22 protein-coding genes are annotated in these 24528 nt (G+C 42.8%); 15 read left to right on the top strand and 7 right to left on the bottom strand.

Annotation, left to right across the window (positions count from 1 at the left end; all coding sequences use genetic code 11):
- Window positions 1-70 precede the first annotated feature (70 nt).
- The 3 genes from ggt to BM156_RS19375 form a co-directional block, all read right to left on the bottom strand.
- On the bottom strand, window positions 71-1759 hold the full coding sequence (ggt, locus tag BM156_RS19385) for a gamma-glutamyltransferase (RefSeq protein ID WP_093921565.1): 1689 nt from the start codon (window positions 1757-1759) through the stop codon (window positions 71-73).
- A 109-nt stretch (window positions 1760-1868) separates the two neighbouring features.
- Window positions 1869-2276, bottom strand: coding sequence for a hypothetical protein (locus BM156_RS19380; RefSeq protein ID WP_093921564.1), 408 nt, complete (start codon window positions 2274-2276; stop codon window positions 1869-1871).
- A gap of 245 nt (window positions 2277-2521) precedes the next feature.
- Window positions 2522-2935, bottom strand: a complete 414-nt coding sequence (locus BM156_RS19375) for a hypothetical protein (RefSeq protein WP_093921563.1) — start codon at window positions 2933-2935, stop codon at window positions 2522-2524.
- A gap of 170 nt (window positions 2936-3105) precedes the next feature.
- Between BM156_RS19375 and BM156_RS19370 the strand changes: the two genes are divergently transcribed.
- The 3 genes from BM156_RS19370 to BM156_RS19360 all read left to right on the top strand — a co-directional run bounded on the left by BM156_RS19370 (window position 3106) and on the right by BM156_RS19360 (window position 6304).
- Window positions 3106-3303, top strand: coding sequence for a YwbE family protein (locus BM156_RS19370; protein ID WP_093921562.1), 198 nt, complete (start codon window positions 3106-3108; stop codon window positions 3301-3303).
- Between the two features lie 53 nt (window positions 3304-3356).
- Window positions 3357-4016 (top strand): MOSC domain-containing protein, encoded by a 660-nt coding sequence (locus tag BM156_RS19365; protein ID WP_093921561.1) that lies wholly within the window; start codon window positions 3357-3359, stop codon window positions 4014-4016.
- 152 nt (window positions 4017-4168) lie between these two features.
- Window positions 4169-6304, top strand: a complete 2136-nt coding sequence (locus BM156_RS19360; RefSeq protein WP_093921560.1) for a Tex family protein — start codon at window positions 4169-4171, stop codon at window positions 6302-6304.
- Here BM156_RS19360 and BM156_RS19355 read toward each other — a convergent pair.
- Both BM156_RS19355 and BM156_RS19350 read right to left on the bottom strand, forming a co-directional pair.
- Window positions 6301-6507, bottom strand: coding sequence for a PspC domain-containing protein (locus tag BM156_RS19355; RefSeq protein WP_093921559.1), 207 nt, complete (start codon window positions 6505-6507; stop codon window positions 6301-6303). The two genes, BM156_RS19360 and BM156_RS19355, sit on opposite strands and share 4 nt — an antisense overlap.
- Window positions 6507-6761 (bottom strand): hypothetical protein, encoded by a 255-nt coding sequence (locus tag BM156_RS19350; RefSeq protein ID WP_093921577.1) that lies wholly within the window; start codon window positions 6759-6761, stop codon window positions 6507-6509. Before BM156_RS19350 ends, BM156_RS19355 begins: the two co-directional genes overlap by 1 nt.
- A 200-nt stretch (window positions 6762-6961) precedes the next feature.
- Between BM156_RS19350 and BM156_RS19345 the strand changes: the two genes are divergently transcribed.
- The 3 genes from BM156_RS19345 to BM156_RS19335 are packed head-to-tail and all read left to right on the top strand — an operon-like array spanning window position 6962 to window position 11607.
- Entirely contained in the window at window positions 6962-8626 is a 1665-nt protein-coding gene (locus tag BM156_RS19345) for an alanine/glycine:cation symporter family protein (RefSeq protein ID WP_093921576.1), read from the top strand.
- Between the two features lie 45 nt (window positions 8627-8671).
- The gene (locus tag BM156_RS19340) at window positions 8672-9061 is read left to right on the top strand and encodes a response regulator (RefSeq protein ID WP_093921558.1); all 390 of its coding nucleotides are present in this window, start codon (window positions 8672-8674) and stop codon (window positions 9059-9061) included.
- A 53-nt stretch (window positions 9062-9114) separates the two neighbouring features.
- A complete protein-coding gene (locus tag BM156_RS19335; RefSeq protein WP_093921557.1) occupies window positions 9115-11607 on the top strand; it encodes an endonuclease MutS2 in 2493 nt (830 codons plus the stop codon).
- Between the two features lie 195 nt (window positions 11608-11802).
- Here BM156_RS19335 and BM156_RS19330 read toward each other — a convergent pair whose 3' ends face one another.
- Both BM156_RS19330 and BM156_RS19325 read right to left on the bottom strand, forming a co-directional pair.
- A complete protein-coding gene (locus tag BM156_RS19330) occupies window positions 11803-13170 on the bottom strand; it encodes a sodium:solute symporter family protein (protein ID WP_093921556.1) in 1368 nt (455 codons plus the stop codon).
- Window positions 13171-13282: 112 nt separating this feature from the next.
- Window positions 13283-14455 (bottom strand): hypothetical protein, encoded by a 1173-nt coding sequence (locus tag BM156_RS19325; protein ID WP_093921555.1) that lies wholly within the window; start codon window positions 14453-14455, stop codon window positions 13283-13285.
- Between the two features lie 249 nt (window positions 14456-14704).
- On the opposite strand from BM156_RS19325, the gene BM156_RS19320 reads away from it, so the two are divergent.
- From BM156_RS19320 to BM156_RS19280, 9 genes are all read left to right on the top strand, one after another.
- A complete protein-coding gene (locus BM156_RS19320) occupies window positions 14705-16105 on the top strand; it encodes a 3-keto-disaccharide hydrolase (protein ID WP_093921554.1) in 1401 nt (466 codons plus the stop codon).
- An 8-nt stretch (window positions 16106-16113) separates the two neighbouring features.
- A complete protein-coding gene (locus tag BM156_RS19315; protein WP_093921553.1) occupies window positions 16114-16965 on the top strand; it encodes a sugar phosphate isomerase/epimerase family protein in 852 nt (283 codons plus the stop codon).
- A gap of 27 nt (window positions 16966-16992) precedes the next feature.
- Window positions 16993-18339 (top strand): Gfo/Idh/MocA family protein, encoded by a 1347-nt coding sequence (locus tag BM156_RS19310; protein WP_093921552.1) that lies wholly within the window; start codon window positions 16993-16995, stop codon window positions 18337-18339.
- A 337-nt stretch (window positions 18340-18676) separates the two neighbouring features.
- Complete coding sequence (locus BM156_RS19305; protein WP_093921551.1) at window positions 18677-19900, top strand: PQQ-binding-like beta-propeller repeat protein; 1224 nt, start codon at window positions 18677-18679, stop codon at window positions 19898-19900.
- A gap of 42 nt (window positions 19901-19942) precedes the next feature.
- Window positions 19943-21187, top strand: a complete 1245-nt coding sequence (locus tag BM156_RS19300; protein WP_093921550.1) for an outer membrane protein assembly factor BamB family protein — start codon at window positions 19943-19945, stop codon at window positions 21185-21187.
- 1 nt (window position 21188) lies between these two features.
- Complete coding sequence (locus tag BM156_RS19295) at window positions 21189-22610, top strand: outer membrane protein assembly factor BamB family protein (RefSeq protein ID WP_093921549.1); 1422 nt, start codon at window positions 21189-21191, stop codon at window positions 22608-22610.
- A gap of 144 nt (window positions 22611-22754) precedes the next feature.
- Window positions 22755-23729, top strand: a complete 975-nt coding sequence (locus BM156_RS19290) for an NHL repeat-containing protein (RefSeq protein WP_093921548.1) — start codon at window positions 22755-22757, stop codon at window positions 23727-23729.
- Entirely contained in the window at window positions 23726-23920 is a 195-nt protein-coding gene (locus tag BM156_RS19285; RefSeq protein ID WP_093921547.1) for a hypothetical protein, read from the top strand. The genes BM156_RS19290 and BM156_RS19285 overlap by 4 nt, the downstream gene beginning before the upstream one ends.
- Window positions 23910-24506: a 4Fe-4S dicluster domain-containing protein gene (locus BM156_RS19280; protein ID WP_093921546.1), complete on the top strand. Its 597-nt coding sequence runs from the start codon at window positions 23910-23912 to the stop codon at window positions 24504-24506. Before BM156_RS19285 ends, BM156_RS19280 begins: the two co-directional genes overlap by 11 nt.
- The last annotated feature ends 22 nt before the right edge of the window (window positions 24507-24528 follow it).

Here is a 24528-nt window from a genome sequence, read left to right as displayed (position 1 = left end):
TGTTTAAGTTCAGAAGAATTGAAGTAAATAGTTATTTCCCTTTTTTCTAGATATTGCTTACTTGTTGCTGTTAATAGCCAGCTGCTTGTCCATCTTTGCGCGATTCAGAGGCACCAAAGTAAACTTTATTGGTCGCATCCCACCGGATGGCCTGGTAGCCACCATAAGCTCCTTTGGAGTATTGAATTTTGTGCCCTTTGCTGAGTAGTGCACGGATACTTTGATAGTCAAAGCCGCTTTCGAGAAAAACGGTTCCTCCATCGTTCATGTGCTCACCAGTTGGTTGACTCGAACCTTCATGTCGAACACGTGGAGCGTCTCCGGCTTCTTGCAGGTTCATGCCAAAGTCAATGAGGTTGCAAACAATTTGCACATGGCCTTGAGGCTGCATAGCACCTCCCATCAGCCCAAAACTAACCCAAGGTTTTCCGTCTTTACTGATGAATGCGGGAATGATGGTGTGGAAAGGACGTTTATGTGGCTCGTAAACATTGTGATGCCCTTCTTGTAAGGAAAAGAGTTCGCCGCGATCTTGCAGGATGAACCCTAGTTTTCCCGGAGTCATTCCCGACCCCATTCCTCGGTAGTTACTCTGAATGAGTGATACCATGTTGCCTTCATGATCAGCTGTTGTCAGGTAAATGGTATTTCCCTGTTCCAGTTCTCCTGCCGGGTAACTTTTACCGGCTTTCTTGAGATTGATCAGTGTTTTTCTTTCGAGCGCATATGATTTGTCAATGAGTTCGTGGATTGGCAACTGGCTAAAAGCAGGATCAGCATAATACTCTGCCCGATCTTCGAAGGCTAGCTTTTTGGCTTCAATAAACAAATGCATGTATTCCGATGAGCCAAATCCCATCTGAGCAATGTTTTCGGATTCAAGAATGTTGAGCATCTGAAGAACCGCAGTGCCTTGCCCGTTGGGAGGCAGTTCCCAGACATCATACCCTCTGTAATTGGTGCTAATTGGCTCCACCCACTCGGAATGATGGTCAGCCAAATCTTTTAAGGAGAGGAAACCTCCCTGTTCTTGCATGTAGGCAGCAATTGTTTGGGCGATTTCACCCTTGTAGAAAACATCGCGTCCTTCATTGGCAATTTGCTCTAACGTATTTGCCAAGTAGGGATTTCGGAAAATTTCCCCTTTTTGAGGTGCTTTTCCGTTGGGCATGAAAACTTCGGAAAAGCCTGGATAAGCTTTCAGAGGAGTGGCATTGCGCTGCCAATAGTAAGCAATCAGTTCTGAAACCGGAAACCCTTTTCTGGCATACTCAATGGCCGGGGCGAGAATTTGAGACATGGGCATGGAGCCAAACCGATTGTGTAGCTCAAACCATCCGTCGACACATCCCGGAACCGATACAGGAAGGGGGCCCAAGGCTGGGATTTTTTTGATACCATTGGATTTAAAATAATCGAGAGTTAGCGAATATGGAGAGCGTCCACTGGCATTGAGCCCATAAAGCTTTTGTGTTTTTGCATCCCAAACAATGGCAAACAAATCTCCTCCAATCCCATTTCCCGTGGGTTCCATAAGCCCTAAGGCGGCATTTGCTGCAATGGCTGCATCAATTGCATTCCCGCCTTGTTTTAAAATATCGATGGCTATTTGCGTGGCTAGTGGCTGGCTGGTACATGCCATTCCATTTTGAGCGATAACTTCACTTCTGGTGGCAAAGTTCAGACCGGTAATTCGGTCTTGTCCATTGACCATTAAGGTTAAGAAAAGGATGGAGAAGAAAGAGATTAATTGCTTCATCTGTTGTTGGTTTTATGACAGATGAAGTTATTGAATCTATTCTTCTTATCAAAAAATGATTTTACAATTAACGTGTCCTAAGATGCTGAGTAATGCTGAGAGCGAATGCTTATATTCTTTGCTTGAAATCGCTGATTACATTGTCAGCAAATTCATAGCTGGGCTTGTACTGATCCCAACGAAAAAAGCCGGTTGTCATATGTTGCAATTCTCCATGTATTTGCTCCATCGACTGGGTAATTCTTGTTCTGAAAAGCTGGGCACATTGCGTGCAGGGAGATCCGCTTATATCAGTTGTCTCCTGAAAAGCATACCGAAGCTCATCAATGGAATCGTCGTATTGTCTGTCGGAGAAAAATTGGAAAGAATTGGCTAAACGCTTATTGATGATTGCGCGTTCCTTTTGGCACTTGCTCCCGTTGAAAGGGCAGCTTACAAACTGAATAGGTTCATACTTGTCTCTTAGCTCGCGATTTCCTTTTAGTCGCGAAAAAATCCATCCCTTCATATCTTTCATTATTCCAGTTTTTAATTGCTCACTAAATCATCTTCCCACGAATCGGAATAAATTAAAATGTCCCTTGTAAAACCTAATTACGACTTGAAAGTAGTTAATTATTTTGAAAGAAAGTAAAGGTATGTTTTAAAACCTATTTTTTAGGAGTGCTCTTATCGTATCACCTGCGGATAATTTTTCTTTAAATAAAGAAAGGCCCTAAATCGCTTAGGGCCTCGGTTGTATTATTGTACGGAATGTCTTTTTTATAACTGTCGTTTAAACTCTTGAATAACAGTGTGTGCATATTCGTAGCTGGGTTTGTACTGTTTCGATCGGAATAAGCTACTCGACCTGTTTTGTAGTTCCCCATGAATATGTTCTAATGATTGCATTATCCGAAGTCGAAAAAGTCCAGCGCAGGATAAGCAGGTTCCTTCATTTAGCTGATTGGCTTGTTCGAAAGCAAACTTTAACTCATCAATGGATTGATGGTATTGCTTGTTTGTGAAGTATTCATAAGAAGTAAGCAGACGGTTATTGATTTCTGCACGTTGATCTTTACAGCTTGTTCCATTGTTTGGGCAGCTCTCTAACTCAATCGGATCCGGCTTTTTAGAGTCTCCCTTTTTCGGGCTTTTTTCGTTTGTAAACTTCCACGATTTTGACTGTTCTTGCATAGAATTTAAGGCGTTTTATTGGATGGAATCAATCATTTTTTCTTCTTATTTTTCGATAAAGATAAAAACATCTTGAAATATTAAAAGTTTAATTCAAAACATCTTTTATAAAAAGTTTGAAGTTACATTTCTTTATTAAATGAAGAAATAATTGTTTCTTCGAGTTTATAATGAATGGAACAAAAAGAAATAGCATAGCTGTGGGGTCTCATGTTGAGATTGTTGAGAAACACCACCAGCGAACAGGAGAGTTGACAGATGGTTATGTCGAGCGAATTTTAACGAAGTCTTCCACCCATCCCCACGGGATAAAAGTCCGTTTGGAAACAGGGGAAGTGGGGCGTGTTAAACGAGTTTATGATGAATGAGACGAGAGTAGATTTCCTTCATTCTAATCTACCCACACGAGAATTTTAAACAGATGAAAGTTATTAGTACAAACCTGGGAGATCCGGTTGAGGTTGTCTGGAGAGGAAAGACAATTCAAACAGGGGTATTTAAATACCCGGTTTCCCAACCGTTGCTGCTGGAAGCCGAAGATGTTCGGCATGATCATGTTATTGATCGTCGGTATCATGGCGGTGTGGATAAGGCTTGCTACATCTACGGTGTGGAGCATTACGAGTTTTGGAAGCAGCGGTATCCTGATTTGGACTGGCAGTGGGGTATGTTTGGAGAAAACTTGACGATTGCCGGAATCAACGAGTCGGAAATGAATATTGGGGATGTTTATCGTTTGGGAGAAGCCCTTGTGCAAATTACTCAGCCTCGGCAGCCATGCTTTAAGCTGGGGTTCCGTTTTGGAACACAACAGATTGTACATGAGTTTCAGCAGGAACCTTATCCGGGAGTTTATGTTCGAGTTTTGAAATGTGGGAGTGTTTCGGTAGGTGATCAGATGCAGTTGGAAGAAAGCGCCCAGGATAGTTTGTCATTGGCAACTGTATTCTCTTTGTTGATGACTGATCGCAACAATATTGACTTATTAAAGAAAGCCATTGCTTTACCTGACCTGGCAGAAGCCTGTCGAAACGACTTAAAAAAGATTTTGATCTTTGCTCAGCGTAATTCTGAAAAATAGGATGAAGGAATTCATCGTTTAATCAAAAAGTTGCCGGAACTTTATTCCGAATAAATCGTGTCAAGGTTTTTTCTGGCAAAAAATGATTCACGGGGAGTTCAGGCAGCCCCGTAAAAAACACGTATCTTCGCCTGTCAAACACTTTATGATCCATGGAGAATCAACTAATTCAGCGTATTGCTGCACAGCTAAATATTCAGTTTTTTCAGGTTGAAAATACCATTCGTTTATTGGATGAGGGAGCAACGGTTCCGTTTATCTCGAGGTACCGGAAAGAAATGACCGGGAGCTTGGATGAAGTTCAAATTGGTGATATCAAAGACGAAAAAGCACGATTGGAAGAATTGGTGAAACGGAAAGAAACAATTCTGAAAACAATTGAAGAGCAAGAGCAATTAACTCCGGATTTGAAGGCGCGTATTGAGCAATGTTTCGATGCGACTGAGTTGGAGGATATTTACCTGCCATATAAGCCAAAGCGAAGAACAAAAGCCAGTATGGCACGTGAAAAAGGGCTTGAACCTTTGGCAAAAATCATCATGAAGCAGCAGGAGCGTGATCCGGAAAATCGGGCCTATGCATTTGTGAAGGGCGAGGTGGAATCGGCAGAGGATGCTTTGGCAGGCGCTCGTGATATTATTGCAGAATGGGTTAACGAAAATGAGAAAGCACGGAGCATTGTGCGGCAAGCCTTTGATCGGGGAGCGATGGTTCGAAGTAAGTTGGTGAAAGGAAAAGAAGGGGAAGGCGAAAAATATCGGGATTATTTTGATTGGGAAGAGCCACTCAAAAGGTGTCCTTCGCATCGTTTGTTGGCTATGCGTAGGGGCGAAAACGAAGGAATTTTACGTTTAACGATAACGCCTGATGAAGAACAAGTGCTTGAGCGGCTGCATCGTTTTTTTGTCCGCGCAGAATCGGCCTGTGGCGATCAAGTAAAATTGGCGGTAAAAGATGGCTACAAGCGTTTATTGTCTTCTGCTATTGAAACTGAATTTGCTCAAGCTGCTAAACTTAAAGCCGATCAAGATGCGATTCAGGTATTTGCTGAAAACTTGAAACAGCTTTTGTTGGCTGCTCCTCTAGGACAGAAGCGGGTTTTGGCAATTGATCCTGGTTACCGGACCGGTTGTAAGCTGGTTTGCTTGGATGAGCAAGGCAATTTGCTTCACAACGAAACCATTTATCCGCATAAACCTCAGGAGCAAGTGAAGCAAGCGGCTCGCAAGGTAAGTTCATTGGTAAGTGCTTATCAAATTGAGGCCGTCGCTATTGGAAATGGAACAGCTAGCCGGGAAACGGAGCATTTCATAAAAAAGCTTCGTTACGATCGGGATATTAAAGTATTTGTGGTATCGGAAGATGGTGCGTCGGTTTATTCGGCCTCGAAAGTTGCTCGCGAAGAGTTTCCAAGCTACGATGTAACGGTGCGAGGGGCTATCTCAATCGGAAGGCGCTTGATGGACCCGCTGGCCGAACTGGTAAAGATTGATCCCAAGTCAATTGGAGTGGGGCAGTATCAGCACGATGTTGATCAGAAACTATTAAAAACTAGCTTGGACACCGTGGTTGAATCGGCCGTGAACCGGGTTGGAGTGAATGTGAATACAGCTTCGAAACATTTGTTGACTTATATTTCGGGACTTGGTCCGCAGTTGGCTCAAAATCTGGTTGACTATCGGAAAGAAAATGGTTCGTTTAACTCGCGGAAAGAGCTGTTGAAGGTGTCGCGAATGGGAGCTAAAGCCTATGAGCAGGCTGCTGGCTTTTTGCGGATTACTGATGCCGATAATCCTTTAGATAATTCGGCGGTTCACCCCGAGTCTTATCATGTGGTAGAGCAAATGGCAAAAGATCTAAAGTGCTCGGTAAAAGATTTGATGATCTCTGAAAGTCTACGAAAACAACTGGTTTTACAGAAATATCAAACCGAAACGATTGGTTTACCAACCTTACAAGATATTCAAAATGAATTGGCCAAGCCAGGTCGTGATCCTCGGAAAAATATTCAGGTATTTGAGTTTGCGCCTGGCATCTTTAAAATTGAGGATTTGCAGGAGGGGATGGTGCTTCCCGGAATTGTAACTAACATTACCAAGTTTGGAGCTTTTGTTGATGTTGGGGTGAAGCAGGATGGCTTGGTTCACATCTCACAGTTGGCTAACCGCTTTATCAGTGATCCAAACGAAGTGGTCTGTTTACACGAACATGTAAAAGTTAAAGTAACCGAGGTTGATATTGCCCGGAAACGTATTCAGTTAAGTTTAAAAGAAGTGGAACAAGACTAGTCTTGTTCCGGAATCAGAATCCAACAAATGATGTAGGCCAGTAAGCCCGGAAAGCCGACACTCATGACCGACAGGATAACATAGATCACCCGAAGTAATGTCGGGTCTAGCTTGAAGTATTCTGCAAAACCACCGATTACTCCAGCGATCATTCGATCTTTTGACCGTTTGATTCTTTTGGGAGCTTGTTCTTGCGGTTCCATTAATCCTGTTCTTCTTCGTCGAATAAGTTTTCCTGACTTTCGAATTCAGCTTCAAGGTATTCCTCGGCTTCTTCGAGAAGTTGATTAATTAACTCTTCCGATTCGGGGACATCACTCAACCAGTGAATTTCCTGGTTTGACCAGAAATCTTCGATGTCACTTTCAACAATAAATTTTGGTTCTTCGGTGTGAACAACGAAAATTGTGTCTGGTGTTTCTTGCGAATTATCTGCAAGCAAAAATTTTGGAAGCATAGTTTCTTCGTTTAATTGTTTGTAAGCAAATTTATGGAAAAATCTAATAGCGGTTTCGCTTTTGGAAGAGTTTTTCTTTGAAAAAATTGATAGGAAAAAGAGCATTTTGCTTGCTGCTTGAAAAAAAATCAAGGAATTTCCTTAATTATTTTAACAAAAGAGATGGATGTGTTATTTTAGCGTCAACTGAAGCTGGACTTATGAATAAACTGAACGAGATTTTATCCCTCATTGACGGATACATTGGAGGTAGTCAATGGTTTGTTTTTTTACTTCTGGGCACGGGCCTTTTTTTTACAATCTATCTAAAATTTCCTCAGTTTAGGTATCTCGGAGCCTCGCTTCGGATTGTGCGAGGTAAATTTGACCGAGCAGGCGATGAAGGCGACACCAGCCACTTTCAAGCCTTGACAACAGCGCTTTCAGGAACAGTCGGTACCGGAAATATTGCCGGCGTAGCTTTAGCCATTCACTTAGGAGGACCGGCGGCACTTTTCTGGATGCTCGTTACTGCAATGTTGGGGATGACCACGAAGTTTGTTGAGGTTACCTTATCGCATAAATACCGGGAAAAGGCATCGGATGGGACCATTGCAGGGGGGCCTATGTATTACATGAAGAACCGGTTGAATATGCGTTGGTTGGCTGTAATTTTTGCAATTGCCACGATCTTTTCTTCGTTTGGTACAGGAAACTTACCTCAGATTAATTCAATTGCCAATTCTGTTCATGCGACTTTTGGTATTAACAAGCTTTTAATTGGAGGTGTGTTAGCCGTTTTATTAGGCTTTGTTATTATTGGCGGAATAAAGCGGATTGCTAAGGTTACTTCGCGTTTGGTGCCCTTGATGGCTGTGATTTATTTTGTTGGAGCGCTTGCTGTTATCTTCTACAACTATGAAAACATTATTCCATCCATCCGTGCAATTTTTGGCGATGTTATATCGGGTACTTCAGCTGCAGGTGGATTTTTGGGTGCCAGTTTTGCTTTTGCCTTTAACCGAGGGGTGAACCGTGGATTGTTTTCGAATGAGGCAGGTCAGGGGTCAGCTCCAATTGCTCACGCGGCGGCACGAGCGCACGAGCCTGTTTCAGAAGGATTAGTTGCTTTGCTTGAGCCGTTTATTGATACGATTATTATTTGTACGCTTACTGGTTTGGTGATTTTGTCTTCAGGTGTTTGGACTGAAAAAATGGATAACCATTTTCAGGATGCTGACTTGCAGATTTTAGCAGGAACATACAGCGATGCCAATGAGCAGGATCGTTCGAATTTGGCGACATACTTGCTCGAAGAAGATGGCATAAACCTGTTTTCAGGCGAGCTGGATGTGGTTGATGGGCAGATCAAATCAGATGTAACCATATTGCATGCGCGCTCAGTGGCCGAAAGTGTGGAGGTACTTAAGGACGGAAAAGCATTCTCAGGAAGCCTGACTGTTGTAAATGGGCATGTTCCTCTTGAGCAAAAAGTTGATTTTTATGGAAAGTCTTTAATTCATAGTGCACCCTTAACAACAGAGGCTTTTACCCGGAGTTGGTTCGGTGATTATGGGCGTTATATTGTGGCTGTCGGCTTGCTTTTATTCGCATTTTCTACGGCTATTTCATGGTCGTATTACGGTGGCCGGGCAGTAACTTTCCTATTTGGGGTGAAAGGGGTAATTTATTACCGGTTGGTTTATGTGCTTGGATTCTTCTTTGCGTCGTTTACCGATACAACGATTGTCTGGACCTTATCTGGAATAACGATTGCCTTGATGACAATACCAAACTTAATTGGTATTTTGATGTTACGTAAAGAGATGAAATCAGAAGTGAGTAATTTTTGGAAAGAATACTCAGATTTCTTCGCAAGAAGATAGCAGAATCCATATTTTAGCTTATTTTTGACCTATTCTTTAGTGACAATGAAAAACGAATTGACCGATCTATCGCTCCTTGTAGTTGATGATAATATAGTAAATCAGCGTGTTGTGTCTATGTCTTTGAGAAGTTCCATTGGGACTATTGATGTAGCAGGTAACGGGCTGGAGGCATTCCAAAAATATTGCGAAAACCATTATGATGTTATTTTAATGGATGGTCGTATGCCTGTAATGGACGGCTATGAGACGACTCGAAAAATCAGAGATTATGAAAAGGAGAGTGACTTGGATAAACCCTCTCTGATTATTGCTTTAACGGGAAGTGATACTGCTCACGAAACGGCAGCTTGCCTGGATGCCGGAATGAATGCTTGCATGTTTAAACCCTTTCGAATTCACGAATTTTTAGAAATCTTAAAAGAATTTAATTAAGAGTTTGCGAATAGACAGGACATCTTTCTATTTTTGCCGAACAAATTGAAGTAATGGCAAAAATTTATCCGCATAATTTTGAAACAAAAATTGGTTTTGACCGTGTTCGACAGCTCCTTAAAGGCAGTTGCTTAGGAGACTTAGGTAAAGATCGGGTTGATGAGATTTCCTTTTTAACCGATCATCGGGCTATTCAAAAGGAATTGGCTTATGCCGAGGAGTTTGTTCGGTTGATGACTGAAACGGACAATTTTCCAACCAACTATTACTTCGATTTACGTAAATCACTTTCAAAGATCAGGACTGAAGGACGGTTCTTAGAAGTCCATGAGCTTTTTGACCTGAAAAGATCGCTGGAAACCATTACGGCGATCATCCGTTTTTTGGGGAATCAGAAAGAAGAACTTTATCCAAACTTAAGGGAGTTGGTTAGTCCGATTCAGGTTTTTCCGTATATCAAAGATCGGATTGAGCAGATTATCTCCCAACATGGGAAGATTAAAGACCAGGCTTCTCCTGAGTTGGGACGAATTAGACGCGAGCTATTGAATAAGCAGAACAATGTGTCTAAACGCTTGCATAGTATCTTAAAGCAAGCACAGCGTGATGGCTTGGTTGATGAAGATACCTCGGTGTCAATTCGTGATGGACGGCCTGTTATTCCAGTTTCTTCAGCAGTAAAAAGACGCTTGAATGGAATTGTACATGATGAGTCGGCAACCGGAAAAACGGCTTACATTGAGCCTGCAGAGGTTGTTGAAATCAACAATGAAATTCGGGAGTTGGAGTATGCCGAGAAGCGTGAGATTGTCCGAATTTTGGTTGAATTTTCAGATGATATCCGACCTTATTTGGATGAACTGATGGGCTTGTATGATTTCTTGGGAACGATCGACTTGATTCGTGCGAAAGCTCGTGTTGCCATTCAAATGGATGCGATCAAACCTTATTTGGATGAAACTCCTCAATTGTTGTGGGAGAAGGCCGTGCATCCTCTACTGCGAATGGCTCTGGAGCGGGAAAAACGCCCGGTTGTTCCTTTGAACATTGAGTTGAGTCCGGAAAAGCACTTGCTGCTAATATCAGGTCCGAACGCTGGAGGAAAGTCAGTTTGCCTGAAAACTGTTGGGCTGTTACAATACATGTTGCAGTGTGGCTTGCTGATTCCGGTTGATGAAACCAGTAAGACTGGAGTTTTTGATCAGCTGTTTATTGATATTGGTGATGAGCAGTCTATTGAAAATGATCTGAGTACTTATAGTTCGCACTTGATGAATATGAAGCATTTCCTCAAGTTTACGAATGACCGAACCTTGGTGCTGATTGATGAGTTTGGAACTGGAACGGAGCCTATGATTGGTGGAGCAATAGCAGAGGCAATTTTGGATCAACTGAACCAGGAAAGAACTTTTGGGGTAATCACCACACACTATACCAACCTGAAGCATTTTGCTTCTTCAGCCGAAGGTATCGAGAACGGAGCGATGTTGTACGATAACCATCGGATGGAGCCTTTGTTTCAGCTTCAAATGGGGAAACCTGGTAGTTCATTTGCTTTTGAGATTGCACGTAAAATTGGGATGCCGGAGTCAATCCTGGAAGAGGCTACCCAGAAGGTTGGGAAAGATCATATCAATTTTGACAAACACCTGCGCGATATTGTGCGAGATAAGCGCTATTGGGAGTCTAAACGACAGCGTATTCGTAAGGTTGAAAGGAGCTTGGATGAGTTGGCCGACAAGTATGAGCATGATTTAGGAGATTTGGCTAGCCAGCGGAAGCAAATTTTAGCAGAGGCCAAGGAAGAAGCTACTCGGGTTTTGGCTGAAGCGAATAAGAAGGTGGAAAACACAATCCGCGAAATTCGGGAAAGTCAGGCTGAAAAAGAAAAGACAAGAGCTATTCGGAAGCAATTGACCAAGTATAAAGAAGAGGTTGTTGATCAGGAGCCGCAGGAGGATGATGCATGGATCAATAAGAAGATTGCCAAATTGAAAGCCAAGGAGAAGAAGCGTCAACAAAAACGGCCAGATCAACCCTTAGCGAAAGTAAAAACATCACCGAAGAAAGAGAAGAATGAGCTGGTGCCTGGCGATAAAGTTCGCATTGAGGGGCAGAATACCATTGGTGAAATTTTGGAGCTCGGGGATAAAAATGCCGTTGTGGCTTTTGGGCAACTACGTACTTCTGTCAGTCGGAAAAAGCTTCAAAAAGTGAGCAACAATGAGGCTCGCAGCGAAATGAGAGGTTCAAATCGTACCTTGCCCAATGTGCATCGCAAACTGTCAGAGAAACGAAATACATTTAAGCCCGAGATCGATGTTCGTGGGCAACGGGCTGAAGAGGCAATTGCCAATATTCAGGCATTTATTGATGAAGCCATCATGTTGGATGTGCGAGAGGTCCGTATTTTACACGGAAAAGGAAATGGAATTTTGCGTGAGATGATCCGGAGTTTTCTGGGATCAGACCCCGCAGTACGTTCGTTCCGAGATGAGCATGTTCAGTTTGGGGGCGCCGGCATTACCATTGTTGAAATCAGTTAGAATAGAGTCAAGATTCAAGAATTAAGACACTAGACAATAGATTTTTGGATGTTTAGACAATTTCGAGAATTTGAAAATAGAAATTCGACCCCGAAACTTGAAATTTTGAATTCCGAATCATTTAAAACAACCTTAAACCATTTCAAACTTAGGAGCTATAGAACTCAGGAACTTCTTCTTCAAATTTAGCACACTTTAAATACTTTTGGCCTTCCTACCTTCTCTACTTCTCTCCGGAATAGCAAGAATGGCGGCATTGATAATAAAAGCCAGAATAACAATCCAGTTACCAAAATCCAGATTCAGATAGCTTCCCATGATTTTCCCGGAAAGAGCAATCAATCCTCCGCAAATCATCGCCACAATACTCAGCTTTTTGTTGACTTTCAGATTGGCTAAAGCGGCAATCAGCGGAACAATAAAAGCACCGGAATAAAACGCCAGTGCCAGCAAGAGGGTGCCAATAATTGACGTAACTTTTAAGGCCATCAGAATGCTGACAATTCCGGTAAGGACAATGAAATAGCGCGTATTGCGTAGCGAGCGGCGATTATCAATATCCGGAGTAATCCATTCACTCAAAATCATGGACGAGGTGAGTAGGGTGGTGTCAGCCGACGATAGCACTGCTGACAGTAAAGCAGCAGCCATTAGCCCAGCCAGCCAATCGGGGAGGTAGAAGTTAAGAACATCAATAAGTGCAGCGGAACTGTCGGTAGCGGTGTGCTGCAGGTGGCTGAAAGCAAACATACCAATGTAGGCCAGCAAAAAGGCAAAAGGAATGAGAATACTGGCCACCAAAACGACACTTTTTCGGGCCGTTTTTTCGTCTTTTGCACAAAAAATACGAGAGTAAATATCAGGTCCTACCACAAAAGTGCTGGAAAACGTCAACACCAGAATCAATAAATCAATCGGTGAAAAGTTCGCATTAAAAGGGAATGTTTGATTGAACGCAGGAACTTGCTCCGGCATTCCCCAAAGAAGTGTGGCTGTTAGCGTAACACCACTTAGGATGATCAGTGATTGTATGAAATCGGTTTTGATAATGGATACTTGGCCTCCCAATAAGGTGTAGAAAATGAAAACAATGCCTGAAATGAGCACGCCCGATTCATACGGCAAGTTGAAAAAGCTAAAGAGGATTTTGGCTGATGCAATAATTTGGGCGGCAACAATACCGGTCCACGCCACAGGAATGATGATTGCCGCCGTTTTTTGAGCTGCTGTACCGTAAAATTGACCAATCAGGTTGGTGAGTGTGAATTTTCCCATTCGGTTTACCTTTCCAACCAGGGGAATAAGTAGCCATAAGCCAAATGACGCAGCCAGAAGGTACCAGGCAGAAGCCCATCCTTGATGTTGGCTGAGGTTGACAGAGCCTAGAATGGCAGAGCCTCCAAGAATGGTCGCCAACAAACTCCCGGCAATTTGCCAAACTCCAGAGCGTTTTCCCGCAATAAAATAGTCTTGTGGGGCTTTTATTCTTAACCAAGAGTATATGCCTAAAGCAGCCATGCCTGCCAGGTAAATAAAAAGAATGAGGACCTTTACACTAATCATGCTTACAAAAGTAGAAAAATGCAGCAAACCATTTGTTGTTGGATAATTTCAAACAACTTCGAACAAGCTCAAACTTGGAACTTCAAACTCATGAACTTCCCCTCCTGCTAGCTTAATCCACCCGTAGTAGCTCGAATGATAAGTCGGTTTTATTGATGCCTTCCACTTTGTAGAGAGCTTTAAAATCATTGGATTGAAGTTGCTTTGGATGTTTTTGGCTCAACTGTAAAAGATAATCCGGAGATGTTAGTTGATTAACGGCGGAAATATTTCCAATGTCATGAGAGGACAGAAAAAACAGAAAGCGATTGTCTGAAAAACCCGGTGTGTTGATTACCAGGGCATAGTCCGTTTCTTTGGCACTGCTGTCTTCTGGTTCATAGATTTGAGCGCAGGGATCATCGGCTGAAATAAGCTGTTCAGATGTGCTTGAAATTCCAAAGGGAAAATCAAGATCGCGGATGATGTTCTCAAAAAGTCCCAGATTTTTGTAGTTCCCAACAAAAATAATATTGTTGTTTTTCAAGTCATCGGGTTGCAAATCGGACGATAATTTGACATGAATGTCTCCTTCTGTTTGAGCAAAAACCTTATAGATACTACTCTGGCAAAACACCGCCATTTTAGAAAGGTAAGTCAGGTGTGATTTGGATAGGGTTTGAATTAGTTCCGGATTTTTATCAATCAGGTGCTCAAATTCAACTTCTGAGTTGATGCTGAAGTCTCGATATATGCCTACATTCCCTGTTGGGAGGTTGCCACTGAAGACAAAATAGTCGCCAAGAACGAGAAGCGTCCGCTTATCATTGTCAGCAAAGGATTGCCAAACAGGTAGCTTCTTCCAGGGATTGTGTTCTTCGTTGAGTTGCTTAATAAATAGAAAACCAACCACAAGTAACATCGAAAGACTTATAATGAAGGGGAGAAGAAAACGGTTGTCCTTGGGGGGACGATGATCTTTTTGCGAATCAAAACGAACCCGGTATTTTCCTTTCTCAACAACAAATACAATGGGGTCTTTGCCGCCTTCTTCCGCATAATATGCTTTTAGCTTCTTTCGAACATTATGGATGTAAACCCGGATGTTGGAATCAGGCTTATCGGTATCCTCATATTTCTTCCCAAAAAGTTCGATTCCAATGGTGTATTCCTTCGGATTTCGTCCTTCCAAAGAAGCTTCGACAAGGTAGCTAAGCAAATCGCAACTAATTTTCGACTTGACAAAGTGCTGACTTGTCGTGATTTTTTTTAGTTGTTTGTATATGAGGTCTTTATTTTTCTTCATAACAGGTGTTATAGCTTAGTTATAACAGTTATAAAACTTGTTTGGCTGGAGCAAATATACCTGAAATATCTATATTTTTCTAAATTCGTTACCGTTAACGAAAAATTGGAACTATATTCAGGTAATCATTAATGAATTATGAAACGAGCATGGCTAACACCAAACCATTGGAACTTGAATTCCTCCCAAATTTGGTACATGCAAATTCATGAGTCTACATAATCAATAAAACAAATAAATTTTAAACAGATGAAAATTGTAACTTCTCTCCTTTTGATTTTTGTATCGGCATTCACTTGGGCTGCCGATACCGATGGCTGGGAATACCTTTTTAATGGTAAAGATTTATCCGGGTGGAAACAGCTGAACGGTAAAGCCAAATACGAAGTTGTTGATGGCGTAATTGTTGGTACAACGGTGGCCAATACGCCGAACTCATTTTTGACAACTGAAAAAACATATGGCGATTTCATTTTTGAAGTCGAATTATTGGTCGAAAACAATATGAACTCAGGCATCCAGTTCCGGAGCTTGAGCAAGTCGGACTATATGGATGGACGGGTACATGGTTACCAATGTGAGGTTGATCCTTCAGCTCGTGCGTGGAGTGGCGGTATTTATGACGAAGCTCGCCGTGGCTGGTTGTATCCTTTGGAGCAAAATCCGGAAGGACGCGAAGCTTTTCGCTTGGGTGAGTGGAACCATTACCGTATCGAGGCGATTGGAAATTCTATTCGTACTTGGGTGAATGGTATTCCTTGTGCTGACTTGGTGGACGATATGACTGCTGAAGGTTTTATCGCACTTCAGGTACACAGTATTCACGATGCAGCTCAGGTGGGTAAGCAAATTAAGTGGCGCAACGTTCGGATTAAAACCGAGAATTTAAAACAAAGCCCTTGGACGGATATTCCTGTGGTGAATTTGATTCCAAATTACCTGTCTCCTCAAGAGCGTGCCCAAGGATGGCAATTGTTGTTCGACGGTAAAACAACCAAAGGATGGCGAGGTGTTGGTGAAGAAGAATTCCCATCTAAAGGCTGGTATGTTGAGAATGGCGAATTGGTTGTTGAAGATGCTGATGGAGCTGAATCAGGAAATGGTGGCGATATTGTTACCTTGGATGAATATTCAACCTTCGAATTTCAAGTTGATTTCATGTACAGCAAAGGAGCCAACAGTGGAATCAAATACTACATTACCGAAAAATATGGTTCTGACATGTCTGCAATTGGGTTGGAGTACCAGATTTTGGATGATGAAAACCACCCCGATGCAAATGCAGGAATGGCTGGTAACCGAAAAATTGCTTCGCTTTATGACTTGATTCCTGCACACAAAAACAAAATCGTTCAAAAACCAGGGAAATGGAACCATGCACGCATCGTTGTTGAAGGAACACGCTACGATGAGTGGTTGAAAGGAAATAACATTGAAGTAACAGAGTTTGTTGGTGCTCACGTAGAACACTGGTTAAACCATCGTAAAGTATTGGAGTATGAGCGCGGAACGCAAGCCTTTTATGCGTTGGTCGCTCGAAGTAAGTATGAAAAATGGGACGATTTTGGAAGCTGGCAATCGGGTCACATCTTGCTTCAGGATCATGGAGATGAAGTTCGTTTCCGTAGTATTAAAGTTCGCAAATTATAAGTCGAACCATGAAAAATAAAGCATTAATCCTGTTTCGGAGTTTGGCTATAGTTGCTATTGTTCTCTTTGTGAGTGCTTGCAATGCCAATCAAAAGCCCGAAACAAATGATCAACAAAAAGCTTCGGAGGTCAAATTCAAATTTGGAGTTGCCTCCTATTCCCTTCGGAAATTTGATATTGACCAAACACTTGCATTCTCGAAGCAGCTGGATGTAGATTACATCGCATTTAAAAGTTTTCATCTAAAACTGGATGCAACGGATACCGAGATTGCAGAGGCTGTTCGCAAGAGCAAAGAATACGGCTTAAACCTGTATGCTGGTGGCGTTATTTATATGAAGTCGGAAGCAGAGGTTGACCAAGCCTTTGAGTATGCCCGGAAGGCAGGTATGGAAATGATTGTAGGAGTGCCTTCGCATGAACTGCTTCCTTATGTGGAAGAAAAAGTGAAAGCTTACGACATCAAGCTGGCTATTCATAACCATGGCCCTGGCGATAAACTTTATCCGAGTGCCGAAAGTGCTTATGTGTTGATTAAAGATATGGATCCGCGCATGGGGCTGTGTATTGACATTGGCCATACCAAGCGAATTGGGCGTAGTCCATCACAAGATGTAAAAGACTTTTTTGACCGCGTACTGGATATTCATATCAAAGACGTTACGAAAGCCGATCATGATGGACGGACCTGCGAAATAGGTAGGGGTGTGATCGATTTCAATACCTTTTTAAATGATTTAGTCGAATTAGGTTATGATGGAGTTGTGGCTCTTGAGTTTGAAAAGGATGGAGATAATCCATTCCCCGGAATGGCTGAATCTATGGGCTACATTAGAGGAGTTTTATCTACATTGAAATAACCTGAATAACCAATAAAAAGAAAGAAAATGAGTTCGAATAGAAGAGATTTTTTAAGAAAAGCGGCTGCTGGGGTAACCGGTATTACGTTGGCAGGATCCACCATGGGAATGTCTGCCAAAAGCTATTCACGAATCATCGGAGCAAATGATCGGTTACGTGTTGCTTACATGGGCTGCGGACGGCGTGTTGGTGCGTATTATACAGCTGTAAAAGATAAAAAGAACAACGTTGATCTGGAATACATCTGCGATGTGATGAAATCGCAGCGTGAGCGAGTTGCTAAAGACTTGAAAGGAAAGGTTTCTGGAAAAGCAGCTTTAGTGTCTGATATTCGTGAAGTGTTTGCCGACAAGAATGTTGATGTGATTTTTAATGCGACACCTGACCACTGGCATGCTCCGGGTACTTGGATGGCCATGGAAGCTGGTAAGCATGTTTACATTGAAAAACCATGTAGTCACAGTCCTCGTGAAGGGGAGTTACTGGTTGCTTTCACCAAAAAGTACGGCAAAGTGGTGCAAATGGGAAACCAGCAGCGTTCAGCAGCTGATTCAATTGAAATCATCAAAGAAATTCATAACGGAGCAATCGGTGAAGTTTATCGGGCAGTAGCTTTTTATACGAACCGGCGCGGTGAAGTTCCTGTGCCAAAGAAAGCTCCTGTTCCTACAGGTTTGGATTGGGATTTATGGCAAGGTCCAGCACCTCACGAAGATTACCGTCACGATACTTGGGACTACAACTGGCACTGGTACGGATGGAACTGGGGAACAGCAGAAACCGGAAACAATGCCACTCACGAGTTAGATATTGCTCGTTGGGCATTGCAAGTCGACTATCCGGAGCGTGTCGATGTGCAGGCTGACAAGCGTCACTTCTTGAATGATGGTTGGGAGATGTACGATACAATGGATGCTTCTTTCCGCTTCCCAGGAAATAAAATCATTGTATGGGATGGCAAAAGCCGCAATGGTTATAGCACTTACGGCTCAGGTCGTGGAACAATTATTTATGGTTCGGAAGGTTCTGTGTATGTTGATCGTGGCGGTTATAAGCTATTTGACCGTAATGGGAAACTGGTTCGCGATAGCAAAACAGCCAGCAACGAAGCCGGAACAGCACTCGGTGGTGGTGGCGATATGACTGATGCGCATATTTTGAACTTCTTCGATAATATTCGTGGAAAGTCAAGCCAGTTGAACTCTCCAATTGATATGGGAGCTAAAAGCCAGATGTTGACACACTACGCAAACATTTCATACCGAATTGGTAAATCGTTTGATGTCGATACGGAGAACGGTCGTATTTATGACCGTGATGCCATGAAATTGTGGGATCGTGAGTATCAACCAGGATGGGAACCTAAATTATAAGATAATAACATTCAATTACTTCTAATGGAAATAGCCTTCAGCAATGGAGGCTATTTTTTTTGTGCAAAATACTAAGCCAGAAAAGGTGGTATGATAAGATGTTTGGAGTGTCTCGATTGATTAAGAAAGAGAAGACTGTTGTTAATGCATTTTAATGGAATTTGTATTTTTTCTTGGTAAGTTGTTGTTGCTTAGTTTGTTATTTGCATCGGGTGGCTGATTTTATTTGTTAATAAATGTAACTATTTAGAAAGCTATTAAATTTTATGCTTCACTGGGTAGTTTGGGCTTTCCTTAATAAATTTGAAAACATCAGATTCACTAATTAACGAAAACCATGAAAAATCAACTGACTACCATTCTTTTCGTCTTGTTCTGCTGTTTGTGTAGCTCAAATGCTCTTGCTCAGGAAGCAACTCGCTGGCGTGGCGAAAACTCCGAAGGGAAATATCCTGCTCCCAATTTATTACAACAATGGCCGGCTGATGGTCCCGAAGTTCTTTGGCATTTCGAAGAGCTAGGAGATGGCTATTCAACACCCGCTTTTGCTAACGGTAAAATCTATTGTACCGGCATGCAGGACAACATTGGCTACATCAATATCTTTCAAGAGGATGGCACTTTTCTGAAAAAAGTAAAGTACGCTAAAGAGTTTGAAGTTAGTTATCCTGGAACACGGCCAACGCCAACAATTGTTGGAGACTTGGCTTATGTAAGCAGCGGCTATGGAGAGTTGGTATGTGTCAATCTCAATTCAGGAAAGATTCTTTGGAATAAGGAGTTGAAAGCTGATTTTAATGCTGAAAACATTCGCTTTGGTTTTACTGAGTCGGTTTTGGTTGATGGAGAAAAGGTGTATTTCACACCAGGCGGAAAAGAATTCAATATGGTGGCTCTTAATCGGATGACCGGAGAATTGATCTGGAAATGTGCAGGAAAAGGGCAGCTTTCTGCTTATTGTACCCCTCAATGGATAAAACTGCCTCAGCGTCAATTGTTGGTTACACATACCGGCGATCAAATCATCGCGGTGGATACTCAAAACGGCCAACTGCTATGGAGTTATCCGCACCCTAACCAGTACAACATTCATCCCAATACGCCAATTTACAAGGATGGAGCACTTTTTTGCTTCAGTGGTTACGGGCAAGGCGGCGTTAAATTGTCTTTAAGTGAAGACGGAAGCGAAGTAACCAAAGTTTGGAGTACTTCAAAGATGGATAATCAAATGGGAGGGGCAATGCTTCTTGATGGTTGTATCTACGGTTCTGGGCATAAATCACGAGGATGGTTTTGTTTGGATTGGGAGACTGGCGAAGAAAAATGGCATTCAACTGATATGGGGAATGGAGCCATTATTATGGCAGGAGATAAGTTCATTATCTATTCTGATCGTGGTGAACTGGCACTGGTAAAACCAGACGCAACAAAGTTTGATATCATCTCAAAGACGAAAGTTAAATATGGATCTGCTCAGCATTGGGCGCACCCCGTGGTGCATAATGGTATTTTGTACGTTCGACATGGAAAATCCTTAATTGCGTATAAAATATCAACTTAAAATCAGCTGCTTAAAACCGAATCAAAAAACCAATAACCAAACATGAAAAAAACCGGACTAATCATTCTTGTTTTGTGCATAAGCATGATTGTAGATGCACAAGTTTTTCAATTTCGAGGACCAAATCGAGACGGTAAATTTCCGGAAGCAGGCTTACTGAAAGACTGGCCTGAGGCAGGACCTGAGCTTATTCTTGAAGTAGAAGGGATTGGAAAAGGGTATTCGTCTGTTATCTCCAATGGCGAGTATATTTATGTCACCGGCATGATAGATACCTTGGATTACCTGACTTGTATTGACTTTGAGGGCAATACAAAATGGCAGGTAGCCTATGGTGAAGCTTGGAAAAAAACCTTTCCGGATACCCGGAGTACACCAACCATCGAAGACGATCGGATTTACTTGGTTAGTGGAATTGGCGAGCTGGTTTGCCTTAATGCTGAAACCGGTGCTATAAACTGGAAAGTAAATGTCGATCGGGATTATCATGGAGAGTGGCATACCTGGGGAGTGTCCGAGTCCGCCCTGATTGTTGATGACAAGGTTATTTGCACGCCAGGAGGAACAGAAACATCGGTTGTTGCATTTGATAAAATGACTGGTCGCGAGCTGTGGAAGTCTCCTTGTATCGAAGGGCAACGGTCGTACGTTTCTCCCACACTCTACGATTATAATGGACAGCGTTTTATTCTGGCGGTTACAGCTAGCCATTTGTTGGCCGTCAACCCCGAAACAGGTAAAATTCAAATGACTTACCAGTATTTTCAACCTGATTTATGGCCACATCAACCCAAGGGAGTTATCTGGACAAACACGCCCCTGTGTCATAACGATGAGATTTTTATTTCCATGGGCTATAATTACCCGGCAAAAATGTTGAAAGTGGCAGCCGATGCCAGCCAGCTGGAGGAAGTTTATACCGATACCATCTTTGATAATCATCATCATGGAATGATTGAGCTGGACGGATTTATTTATGGTTCAAACTGGCAGAATAACCGAAAAGGCAAGTGGGTTTGTAAAAACTGGGATTCCGGAGAGATTAAATACGAAACCGAATGGAACAACAAAGGGGCAATCGTTTATGCGGACGGGCTATTCTATATTTATGAAGAGCAGCGGGGAAATGTTGCTTTGGTAGAACCGAATCCAGACGAGTTTAAAGTGATTAGCTCCTTCCGAATAACCAAAGGAGCAGGGCCGCATTGGGCACATCCTTATTTGTTTGACGGAAAACTCTTTTTGCGACATGGTGATGTGTTGATGGTGTATAATTTGAAAGCATAAGGTGAATAAAACTTGGATAAACTCAATTATTGGACTCTTGGCAATTGTCGGGGTTGTAGCTTTTGGCTTTTGGTTGTCAAAAGATCCTACGGACGATTTTCAGGCTAGTTTGCCGGGAGCTGATAACCGGCAGGCTGGCAATCTGATTCAGGAAATTGTCCGGATTGGGGAGAACTTTAACTTATTTGGTGCAAAAGCTCCTGAAATGAATGGAACCTGGTCACGATTTCGAGGGAAAAATTTTGACAATATCGTTTCTGAAAAGCAAAATTTGAAAGACACCTGGACAGGCGATGAACCTGAGATTTTGTGGTCCGTAGAATTGGGCGAAGGCCATGCTGGTCCTGCAATTTATAAAGGCAAGGTTTACCTACTTGACTATGATGAAGAAAGTCGGGAAGATGCACTTCGCTGTTTTTCATTAGCCGATGGCAAAGAGATTTGGCGACGTTCATACGGGGTGCATGTCAAGCGCAATCATGGCATGTCCCGAACTGTTCCAGCGGTTACCGAAGACTATGTGGTAACAATCGGACCTCGGTGCCATGTGATGTGCGTTGAACGAGAGTCGGGAAACTTGGTTTGGGGCCTGGATCTGGTAAAAGAATATGGAACTGAAATTCCACAATGGTATACAGCACAGTGCCCTTTGATTGATGGCGATCAAGTGATTTTGGCGCCGGGAGGAAGTACCATGATGATGGCTGTTGACCTGCGGACAGGAGAAAAGCTTTGGGAGTGTCCCAATACCATGCAATGGAAGATGTCGCATTCGTCAATCATCCCGATGACTTTCCAGGGAAAGAAAATGTATGTGTACAGTGCTGATGGCGGAGTATGTGGTATCTCTGCATCGGGAGAGGACGAAGGGAAGGTGCTTTGGCAGTCGAATGCCTGGAATCACTCGGTGGTAGCGCCATCGCCTGTTGTACTGGAGGATGGACGGATCTTTCTGACGGCTGGCTATGGTGCAGGCGGCATGATGATTCGCATTGTCCAAAACGGGGAGCAGTTCGATGTGGAAGTGCTGGATGAATACCAGCCACGCGAAGGATTGGCTTGTGAGCAGCAAACTCCCATCGTCTGGAAAGGTCATCTCTTTGGCATTTTGCCCAAGGATGGTGGAGCAAATCGCAACCAATTGGTTTGTGTCCATCCGGATGATGTAAAAACGATGGTGTGGACTTCTGGAAAGGATCATCGGTTTGGATTGGGACCATACCTGATAGCTGATGAAAAGATGTACATTTTGGATGATGATGGAACCTTAACCATGATAAAGCCGGATCCTTCGGGATACATCGAATTGGCGCAGAAGAAAATTTTAGATGGGCATGATGCCTGGGGCCCCTTGGCTATTGCTGATGGACGATTGTTGATGCGGGATTCAAAAACGATGGTTTGTCTGGCAATAGGGAAGTAATCAAGGAGTTGGCTCTGGGTTTGAAGTGCGTAAAGTTGGAGAAGAAGTTTGAAGTTGTTTGAAATGGTTTGAGTTCTTAACCTTGGATTTGGTTCTGAATATCTGAAACTCTGTTGTCTAAAATCTAATGTCTAAGTCTCTATTATGAAGTTTAGAAAACTTGTAAATATTGTTTTGGTAGTTCTGGCACTGGGGATTGCGATTATCATAGCTCGTGATTTTGTGATGAACCGGGCAGGTAAAGTGATTGAAAATCCTTATGCTTTTGATGTGAGTGAATATGCCAAAGTGAGTGCCGACGAAATTCTTTATGAGGAAGAAAAGGTGCTTCAATTGCGAGTTGCAGAACCTAAGGGAATTGCCTTTCATCAAGGGACGCTCTTTGTTATTGCCGACAGTAGCCTACTTCAAATGAATTTGCAAGGGCAGTTGCTCAAGGAAACCAAGTTGGAAGCTTCTCCAACGGCTATTGCTGTTGATGATTTGGTTTGGCTGGGAATGAAGAATCAAGTGGTTTGCTTGAATTTTGATGGGCAGGAGGTTGAGCGCTGGGAGAATTATGGAGACCGTTCTGTAATTACCTCTTTGGCCGTTTCGCCTGACTTTGTGTTTGTTGCTGATGCCGGAAATCGCTTGGTTTATCAATGCAAAAAGAATGGCGAATTGGTACGGCAGATTGGCGAAAAGGATGAGCAGAAAGCAGTTCCGGGCTTTGTCGTTCCAAGTCCTTATTTCGACATTGCCCTGAGTGAAGAAGGTTATTTGTGGGCTGTAAACCCAGGGCGCCATAGTTTGGAAAATTTCAATGCCGAAGGGGCTTTGCGTACTTCTTGGACCAGCTCATCCGTAAAAACAGAAGGGTTTAGTGGATGCTGCAATCCGGCTCATATGACAATTATGCGTGAAAATGCATTTGTCACTAGCGAAAAAGGAATTGTGCGGGTGAAGATTTACGATCAGCATGGAAAGTACCAAGGAGTGGTTGCTGCTCCCAATCAGTTTGAGGAAGTGGCACATGCCCCGGACGTGTGTGTGGATGAAAATGGGCGGGTGATTTTATTGGATTTTGATCGGAAACAAGTACGAATTTTCAAACCCAAAGAAAGGGGAAATTCATGAAGCGAAAAGAGTTTTTACAAACAGGCTTGCGTTTGGGGATTTTAACAGGAATTGTGGGAGGCTCCATTTTCTTGGTGCGCAGAAACCAAATTGATTATAGCTGTACGGCTGAGGGAACGTGCAAGTCGTGTTCATTGTACCGTCGTTGTGATTTAGATCAAGCTAAAGAAACCAGAGCCAATGAACGCTAAAAAAGAACATAAACCAGTTGACCGACGGAAATTTATCCAAAATGGTATGCGCCTGACCTTGGGAGCCTCTTTGGTTGGCGTGACAGGCTTGGCTTCGCTTAAGCTGAGCGCCAACGACTACGTTTGGCAGTTGGATCCATTTAAGTGTGTGTATTGTGGACGTTGTGCCGATTATTGTGTGCTGACTCCTTCCGCGGTAAAATGTGTGCATGCTTACGATCTGTGTGGCTATTGCGACTTGTGTGGTGGTTACCTAAAACCCGATGCCAATGCGTTGTCAACTGCTGCTGAAAATCAACTGTGTCCTACTGCTGCGATCAAACGCAAGTTTGTGGAGGATCCTTACTTTGAATATGAAATAGAAGAAGATTTGTGTATTGGCTGCGCAAAGTGCGTTGAAGGATGTTCTTCGTTTGGAAACGGCTCTTTACACTTACAGGTTCGTCACGACTTGTGTGTGAATTGCAATGAATGTTCGATTGCACGTGTTTGTCCTGCTGATGCGTTTGAGCGTGTTCCTGTTTCGAGTCCCTATAAAATAAAAGGCGATTTTCAGGCTGAAAATAACAATCCTGATCCAGCTTGATGATGAAAAGATGAATACTGAA

This window comes from Sunxiuqinia elliptica (assembly GCF_900113005.1).
GTDB classification, from domain to species: Bacteria; Bacteroidota; Bacteroidia; order Bacteroidales; family Prolixibacteraceae; genus Sunxiuqinia; species Sunxiuqinia elliptica.
This window is presented reverse-complemented; position numbering and strand designations above follow the sequence as displayed.

What these genes read in the sequence shown, in the direction of transcription:
- BM156_RS19355 (WP_093921559.1), bottom strand. Translation starts at nt 6,507, where the DNA reads ATGGAACCGCAAGAACAAGCTCCCAAAAGAATCAAACGGTCAAAAGAT.
- BM156_RS19285 (WP_093921547.1), top strand. Translation starts at nt 23,726, where the DNA reads ATGAAGCGAAAAGAGTTTTTACAAACAGGCTTGCGTTTGGGGATTTTA.
- BM156_RS19325 (WP_093921555.1), bottom strand. Translation starts at nt 14,455, where the DNA reads ATGAAGAAAAATAAAGACCTCATATACAAACAACTAAAAAAAATCACG.
- BM156_RS19320 (WP_093921554.1), top strand. Translation starts at nt 14,705, where the DNA reads ATGAAAATTGTAACTTCTCTCCTTTTGATTTTTGTATCGGCATTCACT.
- BM156_RS19340 (WP_093921558.1), top strand. Translation starts at nt 8,672, where the DNA reads ATGAAAAACGAATTGACCGATCTATCGCTCCTTGTAGTTGATGATAAT.
- BM156_RS19365 (WP_093921561.1), top strand. Translation starts at nt 3,357, where the DNA reads ATGAAAGTTATTAGTACAAACCTGGGAGATCCGGTTGAGGTTGTCTGG.
- BM156_RS19370 (WP_093921562.1), top strand. Translation starts at nt 3,106, where the DNA reads ATGAATGGAACAAAAAGAAATAGCATAGCTGTGGGGTCTCATGTTGAG.
- BM156_RS19375 (WP_093921563.1), bottom strand. Translation starts at nt 2,935, where the DNA reads ATGCAAGAACAGTCAAAATCGTGGAAGTTTACAAACGAAAAAAGCCCG.
- BM156_RS19305 (WP_093921551.1), top strand. Translation starts at nt 18,677, where the DNA reads ATGAAAAATCAACTGACTACCATTCTTTTCGTCTTGTTCTGCTGTTTG.
- BM156_RS19300 (WP_093921550.1), top strand. Translation starts at nt 19,943, where the DNA reads ATGAAAAAAACCGGACTAATCATTCTTGTTTTGTGCATAAGCATGATT.
- BM156_RS19280 (WP_093921546.1), top strand. Translation starts at nt 23,910, where the DNA reads ATGAACGCTAAAAAAGAACATAAACCAGTTGACCGACGGAAATTTATC.
- BM156_RS19335 (WP_093921557.1), top strand. Translation starts at nt 9,115, where the DNA reads ATGGCAAAAATTTATCCGCATAATTTTGAAACAAAAATTGGTTTTGAC.
- BM156_RS19380 (WP_093921564.1), bottom strand. Translation starts at nt 2,276, where the DNA reads ATGAAAGATATGAAGGGATGGATTTTTTCGCGACTAAAAGGAAATCGC.
- BM156_RS19345 (WP_093921576.1), top strand. Translation starts at nt 6,962, where the DNA reads ATGAATAAACTGAACGAGATTTTATCCCTCATTGACGGATACATTGGA.
- BM156_RS19360 (WP_093921560.1), top strand. Translation starts at nt 4,169, where the DNA reads ATGGAGAATCAACTAATTCAGCGTATTGCTGCACAGCTAAATATTCAG.
- ggt (WP_093921565.1), bottom strand. Translation starts at nt 1,759, where the DNA reads ATGAAGCAATTAATCTCTTTCTTCTCCATCCTTTTCTTAACCTTAATG.
- BM156_RS19310 (WP_093921552.1), top strand. Translation starts at nt 16,993, where the DNA reads ATGAGTTCGAATAGAAGAGATTTTTTAAGAAAAGCGGCTGCTGGGGTA.
- BM156_RS19290 (WP_093921548.1), top strand. Translation starts at nt 22,755, where the DNA reads ATGAAGTTTAGAAAACTTGTAAATATTGTTTTGGTAGTTCTGGCACTG.
- BM156_RS19330 (WP_093921556.1), bottom strand. Translation starts at nt 13,170, where the DNA reads ATGATTAGTGTAAAGGTCCTCATTCTTTTTATTTACCTGGCAGGCATG.
- BM156_RS19315 (WP_093921553.1), top strand. Translation starts at nt 16,114, where the DNA reads ATGAAAAATAAAGCATTAATCCTGTTTCGGAGTTTGGCTATAGTTGCT.
- BM156_RS19350 (WP_093921577.1), bottom strand. Translation starts at nt 6,761, where the DNA reads ATGCTTCCAAAATTTTTGCTTGCAGATAATTCGCAAGAAACACCAGAC.